We start from the raw sequence: 2,500 nt of genomic DNA, 5'->3' as shown, positions 1-2,500 counted from the left end.
CCGTCTTACTGATCCTAACCAAACTCCGAATACCCGGGAGTACTACTCGGCAGACACACGGCGGGTGCTAACGTCCGTCGTGAAAAGGGCAACAACCCTAACCTCCAGCTAAGGTCCCCAAGTCATGGCTAAGTGGGAAAGGATGTGAGGATCCCAAAACAACCAGGATGTTGGCTTAGAAGCAGCCATCATTTAAAGAAAGCGTAACAGCTCACTGGTCTAAATAAGGGTCTTTGCGCCGAAAATGTAACGGGGCTGAAGCCATGCACCGAAGCTGAGGATTTGCAGCAATGCAAGTGGTAGCGGAGCGTTCCGTAAGCCTGTGAAGGGACAGTCGTGAGACATCCTGGAGGTATCGGAAGTGCGAATGTTGACATGAGTAACGATAAAGAGGGTGAGAGACCCTCTCGCCGAAAGACCAAGGGTTCCTGCTTAAAGTTAATCTGAGCAGGGTTAGCCGGCCCCTAAGACGAGGCGGACACGCGTAGTCGATGGGAACCACGTTAATATTCGTGGGCCTGGTGGTAGTGACGGATTGCGTAACTTGTTCATTCTTATTGGATTGAGTGGGCAGGGAAGCGGTTCCAGGAAATAGCTCCACCGTATAGACCGTACCCGAAACCGACACAGGTGGTCAGGTAGAGTATACCAAGGCGCTTGAGAGAACTATGTTGAAGGAACTCGGCAAATTGCACGCGTAACTTCGGAAGAAGCGTGACCCCATTTTACGCAAGTGAGATGGGGTGGCACAGACCAGGGGGTAGCGACTGTTTATCAAAAACACAGGGCTCTGCGAAGTCGCAAGACGACGTATAGGGTCTGACGCCTGCCCGGTGCTGGAAGGTTAAGAGGAGAGGTGCAAGCTTTGAATCGAAGCCCCAGTAAACGGCGGCCGTAACTATAACGGTCCTAAGGTAGCGAAATTCCTTGTCGGGTAAGTTCCGACCTGCACGAATGGCGTAACGACTTCCCCGCTGTCTCCAACATAGACTCAGTGAAATTGAATTCCCCGTGAAGATGCGGGGTTCCTGCGGTCAGACGGAAAGACCCCGTGCACCTTTACTATAGCTTTACACTGGCATTCGTGTCGGCATGTGTAGGATAGGTGGTAGGCTTTGAAGCGGGGACGCCAGTTTCCGTGGAGCCATCCTTGAAATACCACCCTTATCGTCATGGATGTCTAACCGCGGTCCGTTATCCGGATCCGGGACAGTGTATGGTGGGTAGTTTGACTGGGGCGGTCGCCTCCGAAAGAGTAACGGAGGCGCGCGATGGTGGGCTCAGACCGGTCGGAAATCGGTCGTCGAGTGCAATGGCATAAGCCCGCCTGACTGCGAGACTGACAAGTCGAGCAGAGACGAAAGTCGGTCATAGTGATCCGGTGGTCCCGCGTGGAAGGGCCATCGCTCAACGGATAAAAGGTACGCCGGGGATAACAGGCTGATGACCCCCAAGAGTCCATATCGACGGGGTTGTTTGGCACCTCGATGTCGGCTCATCGCATCCTGGGGCTGGAGCAGGTCCCAAGGGTTTGGCTGTTCGCCAATTAAAGCGGTACGTGAGCTGGGTTCAGAACGTCGTGAGACAGTTCGGTCCCTATCTGCCGTGGGTGTAGGAATATTGACAGGATCTGTCCCTAGTACGAGAGGACCGGGATGGACATATCTCTGGTGGACCTGTTGTCCTGCCAAGGGCATAGCAGGGTAGCTATATATGGACGGGATAACCGCTGAAGGCATCTAAGCGGGAAACCCACCTGAAAACGAGTGTTCCCTATCAGAGCCGTGGAAGACGACCACGTTGATAGGCCGGGTGTGGAAGTGCGGCAACGCATGAAGCTTACCGGTACTAATAGCTCGATTGGCTTGATCGTTCTCATTGCTTGTGCTCATCTCAGGGCAACCGCAAAGCGGTTGTCCCGACAGAGCGAAGGCGAAAGCCTTTGCGACGGGCGCGGCGAACACGCAGTGTTCGTCCGGTTTGTTGCACCGAAGACGTGTTCAAAAAATGCAGCCTAGCGGCTGCGCCAGCTTCTCAATTGTTGCGCTTCGCTGACCTGGTGGTCATGGCGGGGTGGCTGCACCCGTTCCCATTCCGAACACGGCCGTGAAACGCCCCAGCGCCTATGGTACTTCGTCTTAAGACGCGGGAGAGTCGGTCGCTGCCAGGTCTGCTAAACGCAACATAAATCTTCTCTGAACGAAATTACGGCCCCTGGCCGATCAAAGGGCCGCTCGCAAAGCGGCCTTTTTGCTTTCGAGCCCTATATGCAGACTGAAATAGCGATGCACCGGATCTATAATGGTGCGTCCCTTACAGGAGACAACTCCTTTGGAGTTGCTCCGGCAGTAAGCGTAAAACGTCTTCGGCGCTTTACGCTATCGCGACAAAACCCAAAGGGTTTTGCGCTGGCGCGGGGTGGAGCAGCCCGGTAGCTCGTCAGGCTCATAACCTGAAGGCCGCAGGTTCAAATCCTGCCCCCGCAACCAACGATCCCCGG

Annotated in this window: 1 tRNA gene and 2 rRNA genes (1 of these 3 cut by a window edge); all 3 read left to right on the top strand. The window is 54.8% G+C overall.

Features of this window, described 5'->3' with window-relative positions:
- A 23S ribosomal RNA gene (locus ACEN84_RS04780) occupies positions 1-1,873 on the top strand (it extends 927 nt beyond the left edge of the window).
- Positions 1,874-2,055: 182 nt separating this feature from the next.
- Positions 2,056-2,170 (top strand): 5S ribosomal RNA (gene rrf / locus ACEN84_RS04775).
- 242 nt (positions 2,171-2,412) lie between these two features.
- A tRNA-Met gene (locus tag ACEN84_RS04770) sits at positions 2,413-2,489 on the top strand.
- The last annotated feature ends 11 nt before the right edge of the window (positions 2,490-2,500 follow it).

It is taken from the genome of Rhizobium sp. Rhizsp82, assembly GCF_047325115.1.
Classification (GTDB): domain Bacteria; phylum Pseudomonadota; class Alphaproteobacteria; order Rhizobiales; family Rhizobiaceae; genus Rhizobium.
Note: the sequence above shows the minus strand (reverse complement) of the source record. Positions and strands in the feature narration are given on the sequence as shown.